This is a genomic window from Kitasatospora sp. NPDC059088, from assembly GCF_042738155.1.
Classification (GTDB): domain Bacteria; phylum Actinomycetota; class Actinomycetes; order Streptomycetales; family Streptomycetaceae; genus Kitasatospora.
The window spans coordinates 9,934-15,948 of sequence record NZ_JBHYGR010000119.1 but is presented as its reverse complement, the minus strand read 5'-3'; the positions used below and the strand labels follow the sequence as shown (position 1 = coordinate 15,948).

2 protein-coding genes are annotated in these 6,015 nt (G+C 74.2%); one reads left to right on the top strand and one right to left on the bottom strand.

From position 1 onward, the window contains the following. Positions 1-141: 141 nt before the first annotated feature. Positions 142-4,086: a type VII secretion protein EccCa gene (gene eccCa, locus ACFWXO_RS35685; RefSeq protein WP_375896073.1), complete on the bottom strand. Its 3,945-nt coding sequence runs from the start codon at positions 4,084-4,086 to the stop codon at positions 142-144. A 346-nt stretch (positions 4,087-4,432) separates the two neighbouring features. Between eccCa and eccD the strand changes: the two genes are divergently transcribed. Then, positions 4,433-5,893 (top strand): type VII secretion integral membrane protein EccD, encoded by a 1,461-nt coding sequence (eccD, locus tag ACFWXO_RS35680; RefSeq protein ID WP_375896075.1) that lies wholly within the window; start codon positions 4,433-4,435, stop codon positions 5,891-5,893. The last annotated feature ends 122 nt before the right edge of the window (positions 5,894-6,015 follow it).

The following is a 6,015-nucleotide window of genomic DNA, read 5'->3' as shown; positions in this document are numbered from 1 at the left end:
CGGGGGGTTAGGGCACCCGCCCCCCCGCCCGGAAAACAACTTTTAACTTTTACCCCACGGGGCCCGCGCAGGGGGGCGCCCCCGGCGGCCCCCCCCCCCTTCACTCACTGTCCGTAGCGGGCGGCCCGTGGCCGCGCCCGGTCACTGCACCGGCAGCCAGCCCGTCTGGACCATCTGCCCGTTGGTCGCACGGCGTGACACGAACACCCCGCGGCCCGGCGGCAGCGCCTGCGGCTTGACCGTCCCCAGCAGCGCGCCCTCGTCCCGGTTGCCGGACAGGATGACGCCCTGCCCGCCCAGCTCGCGCATCCGCTGCATCACCGGCTCGTACAGCGAGCGCCCGGCGCCGCCCGCGCTGCGGGCCACGATCACCCGCAGGCCGATGTCCCGGGCGAACGGCAGGAACTCGGCCAGCGGTGCCAGCGGGTTGCCCGAGCCGGTGGCGACCAGCTCGTAGTCGTCGACGATCACGAACATGTCCTTGCCGGTGTACCAGCTGCGGTTGCGCAGCTGTTCGGCGGTCACGTCCGGGCCGGGCAGGCGGCGGGCGCAGGCCCCGCGCAGCATGTCCACGATGGCGGTCATGGCCGGCTGCGCGGCCGCGTACTCCACCAGGAACTCCGGCGGGACGGTGCCCAGCAGGGCGCGCCGGTAGTCGCCGACCACGATGCCCGCCTGGTCCGGGGTGTAGCGCTCGGTGATCTGCTTGATCAGCATCCGCAGCAGCGCGGACTTCCCGGACTCGGTGTCGCCGAACACGATGAACAGCGGGTCGGTCTCGAAGTTGACGAACACCGGCGCCAGCTCGGCCTCGTCCACGCCGAAGCAGACGCCGCGCTCCGGGTGCTCGAAGCCCTTCGGCAGCGAGGTCCCGTCCAGGACGGCCGGCAGCATCCGCACCTGCGGGGCGCGCGGGCCGGTCCAGGCCCCGTCGACCGCGGCGACCAGCCCGGCCACGCCGTCCTGGAGGTCGTCCACCGAGGGGGAGCCGTCCAGTCGCGGCAGGCCGCTCAGGAAGTGCAGCCGCTCCGCGGTGATCCCGCGCCCGGCCAGCGGCGGGACGTTCTGCGCCACCCGGCGGTCGACCTCGGACTCCATCGCGTCGCCGAGCCTGAGCTCGATGCGGTTCTGCAGCAGGTCCTTGAGCGCGGGGCGGACCTCCGCGTACCGGGCGGCGCTGATCACCAGGTGGACGCCGTAGCCGAGGCCGCGCTGGGCGATGTCGCCGATCACCGGCTCCAGCCCCTCGAACTCCTGCTTGAAGGTGTTCCAGCCGTCGATCACCAGGAAGACGTCGCCGAAGGCCTCGTCGGGCAGCTGCCCGGCGGCCCGGCGGGCCCGGTAGGTCGCGATGGTGTCGATCCCGGTCGCCCGGAACAGCTCCTCGCGCCGGTTCAGCACCGCGTGCACCTCGGAGACCATCCGGCGGACCTTGTCCACGTCCAGCCGGCCCGCCACCCCGCCGACGTGCGGCAGCCCGAGCAGCGACTGGAAGCTGCCCGCGCCGAAGTCCAGCAGGTAGAACTGCACCTCGCGCGGGGTGTGGGTGAGGCCGAAGGCCGCCGTCATGCCGCGCAGCACGGTCGACTTGCCCGAGCGCGGGCCGCCGACCACCAGGCCGTGGCCGGCCGCCCCGGAGAAGTCGACCTCCAGGATGTCGGTCTTCTGCTCGCGCGGCTTGTCCACGATGCCGATCGGCGCGCGCAGCCGCCCGCCCGGGTAGCCGGGCGCGGTGAGTCCGCGGTCGGGGACGACCTGCAGCGGCGGCAGCAGGTGGTCCAGGCTCGGCGCCTCGTCCAGCGGCGGCAGCCACACCTGGTGGGCGGCCGGGCCCTGGCCGGACATCCGCTGGACGAAGACGTCCAGCACGGTGTCCACCAGTGCGTCGTCCTGCTCCTGGACCTGCGGCGCCTCCTCCTCCACGGGGGCCGGCGGCAGGTCCACGAAGGCCGAGGTGAACTCCACCGGCCGGGTGTTCACCCGCCGGCCGCCGGTCGACCGCTGCTGCCCGGGCGCCCGGTAGGGCCCCGAGACGTACGCGGCCTTGAACCGGTCCATCACGTCCTCGCCGAACTTGAGGTAGCCGACGCCCGGCACCGGCGGCAGGTGGTACGCGTCCGGTACGCCGATCGCCGCCCGCGACTCGGCCGCCGAGAAGGTGCGCAGGCCGATCCGGTAGGAGAGGTAGGTGTCCAGGCCGCGCAGCTTGCCCTCCTCCAGGCGCTGCGAGGCCAGCAGCAGGTGCACGCCCAGGGAGCGGCCGATCCGGCCGATCTGGATGAACATCTCGATGAAGTCGGGCTTGGCGGTGAGGAGTTCGGAGAACTCGTCGATGATCAGCACCAGCGAGGGCAGCGGGTCCAGCGCCGCGCCGGCCGCCCGGGCCCGCTCGTACTCGTGGATGTTGGCGTAGTTGCCGGAGCGGTGCAGCAGCTCCTGGCGGCGGTGCAGCTCGCCCTCGATCGCGTCCCGCATGCGGTCGACCAGGGTGAGCTCGCCCTCCAGGTTGGTGATCACCGCGGAGGTGTGCGGCATGTCCGCCATGCCCAGGAAGGTCGCGCCGCCCTTGAAGTCGGCGAGCACGAAGTTGAGCGTCTCCGAGGAGTGGGTCATCGCCAGCGCCAGCACCAGGGTGCGCAGCAGCTCCGACTTGCCGGAACCGGTCGCGCCCACGCACAGGCCGTGCGGGCCCATGCCCTCCAGCGCGGCCTCCTTGATGTCCAGGTAGACGTGCTCGCCGCCCGCGCCGACGCCGATCGGCACCCGCATCCGCTCGTGCTGGGCGCGCGGGCGCCAGCTGCGGGCCACGTCGAAGGAGCCCGGGTCGCCCGAGCCCATCATGTCGGTGAAGTCCAGGTTGGACAGCAGCGGCTCGTCGTCCCCGCCGGCCGAGGCCCGGTACGGCGCCAACTGCCGCGCCAGCGCCTCGGACTGCCACAGCGAGAGCAGGTCCGGCTTGCCGCTGTACGTCGCCCCGGAGGCCGAACGCAGCACCAGCTCCTGCGGGTTGACCGTCACCATCAGGTGCCCGCTCGGCTCGTCCACCTCACCCGGGACGACCTCGATGACGGTCACCCCCTGCACGCCCTCGGGGCCGGCCAGCACCGAGTCGTGCGGCACCCCGGCGCCGTCCATGATCACCACCAGGTGCGGCTGGTCCGCGGCGGGCGCCGCGTCCCGGACGAAGCGCTGGCGGCCGGCCAGCTCGTCCTGCAGCAGGTACTCCAGCTCGCCCAGGTCGGCGGCGCTCAGCCGGCGCGAGCCCGCGCCGTCGCTCTCCTTGCGGTGCTGGTTGTGCGGGAGCCACTTGGTCCAGTCCCACTCCTCGGCCGCGCCGGGGGCCGCGGCGACCGCGATCAGCAGGTCGTCCGGCGAGTGCAGGGTGGTCAGTTGGGCGATCATCGCGCGCACGTTCCCGTACACCGAGTCCGGGTCCCCGCACACCGTGATGTGGTAGAAGGCCCGCAGCGAGACCGCCAGCGGCAGGTCCTGGAGGGTGCCGTGCGCCTTGAGGAACGAGTGCATCGCGGCCGCCGACAGCGGCTCCAGCTCGTCCATCGGCGCGGTCTGCGGCGCCACCAGCGGGGTGGACAGCTGCACCGGCCCGAGGCCGACCCGGATCTGCGCGAAGTCGCCGTCCGCCGTCCGCCGCTCCCACAGCCGGCGGCCGTCCTCGACGATCGACCAGAGCTGCTCCGGCGCCGGGTTCAGGAACAGCAGCGCGCCGCGCTGGCTCTCCGCCGTGCGGCGCACCTGGCGGCGGGTCTGCTGGAGGTACTTGAGGTAGTCACGCCGCTCGTCCGCCATCACGGTCGAGCCGCCCCGGCGGGCCCGCACGATCTGGGCCAGCACCATGCCGACCGTCGAGACGATCATCAGACCGCCCATGATCTTCATCGGCGCGGCCGCACCCGGCGAGAAGAAGAACACCGCCGAACCGCCCATGCCGAGCATCGGCAGGATGCTCATCAGCCAGTCCTCGCCGCCCTGCCGGGGCAGCTCCGGTGGACTGACCAGCTCCACCGGCTCGTCCGGCACCGTCGGCGGGTAGGCCCTGGCCGGTCGCTTGACCATGATCACACCCATGCGTCACCCACCCCGCGGCGTCGATCGATCACTTCGGCATCAGCCCTCACGCGACTGCGCTCGGCCCGGTACGGGATTCCCGTGGCTGAGGACGCCCCACACAGCGCAGCCCCCGTACCACCTCGCGCAGGCGCCGATCCTACATAGCGGCGCACAGCGGGGCGTGCCCGCACCGACGGGGGCCGCACCCCGCACCGGCACCGGGCACGAACCGAGCGGGTAGGGTAACGCCGCGCCAACTCGCGGCCCGGCCGGGCCGGTTCCACAGCCACCCCGCGCGCCACCGTGCCGCGGCACCGTCCACACAGGGGGAGCGTCCAGTGCGTCGAAGGATCGAGGTGCCGTCGTGAGCGCGACAGCCGCCACGGGCTACTGCCGGGTGACCGTCGTCGCCCCGGACCGCCGGATCGACGTCGCCCTGCCCGAGGACGTCGCCCTCGCCGACGTCTACCCCGAGGTGCTGCGGCTGGCCAACCAGAGCCAGCCCGACGGCACCCCCACCGGCTTCCACCTGGTCCGCCGCGACGGCACCGTCCTCGACAGCAGCCTGTCCCTGGCCGCCCAACACGTCCGCGACGGCGACCTGCTGGCGCTGCGCCCCTTCGCCGAGTCGCTGCCGCCCGCCGTCTACGACGACGTCGCCGACGCCATCGCCAGCGCCGTCGAGGCCGACCGCCGGTTCTGGACCGTCGACCTCATGCGCGGCTTCGGCCTGATCGGCGCCGGGGTGCTGCTCACCCTGCTCGGCTTCGCGCTCTGGTTCTCCGACCTGCGCCACGACATGCACAGCCTGCCCGGCGTGCTGGCCGGCGTCGCCGCCGTGGTGCTCACCGCGCTCGCCGGGGTCCGCGCCCGGGTCTACCAGGACGCCCACGCCGCCGTCGCGCTCGGCCTCGGCGCCCTGCCGCACGCCATGATCGCCGGCAGCGGCGTCATCGCCGTCGCCCACCCGTGGGACGGCCCCGGCCGGCTCCAGTTCCTCACCGGCTGCGTCACCGTCCTGGTGATCTCCGTGCTGCTCGCCGGACTGCTCCCGGACAAGGACGCGGTGTTCGTCGCCGCCGCCTTCGTCGCCACCGCCGGCGCGCTCGCCACCTTCGCCGCCGTGCTGATGCCCGACACCCCGGCCGGGAACATCGCCGCCGTCACCGGCGTCGCCGCCGTCGCCGCGATCGGCTTCCTGCCCAGCCTCTCCGCCCGCTTCGCCCGGCTGCCGGTCGGATTCAGCGCCCCCGGCCAGACCCGCACCCGCAGCCGCGACTACGACGAGGAGGCCGAGCGCGCCGAGGCCGTCCAGTACGAGCGGATCGCCCACCAGGCCCGCCGCGGCCACGAGGTGCTGGTCGGCCTGGTCGGCGGCTGCGCCGCGGTCGTGGTCGGCGCCTGCGCCGTCCTCTCCTTCACCGACCGGACCTTCCCCGAACTGCTCGCGCTCGCCCTCGGCATCGCCGCCATGCTGCGCGCCCGGCTGTTCCGCTACACCGCGCAGGTCCTCAGCCTCACCGTCGCCGGCCTGCTCGGCCTGTGCCTGCTGATCGTCGGGCTCTCCCTGCACACCCCGCAGTTCGTCCTGCGCGCGGCCGGCTCCAGCACCGAGCTCGACCTGCGCACCATCTGGCTGGCCGCCTCCGTCGCCTTCGGGGCCGCGCTGCTCACCGCGATCGCCCTGGTGGTGCCCCGGCTGGGCGTCTCCCCGTTCTGGGGCCGCATCCTGGACCTGGTGGACAGCCTCACCCTGATCTCGCTGGTCCCGCTGGCGCTCGCCGTGCTGAACGTCTACCGGCTGGTCCGCGGCGCCACCGGCTGACCGCGCACCCCCCGCCGCCGGGCGCCCGCCACCCCCCCCCCCCCCCCCCCCCCCCCCCGGGGGGGGGGGCGCGCGCGGCCGGGGGGGGGGGGGGCCCCGGGGGGGACACCCCCCCGGCGCGG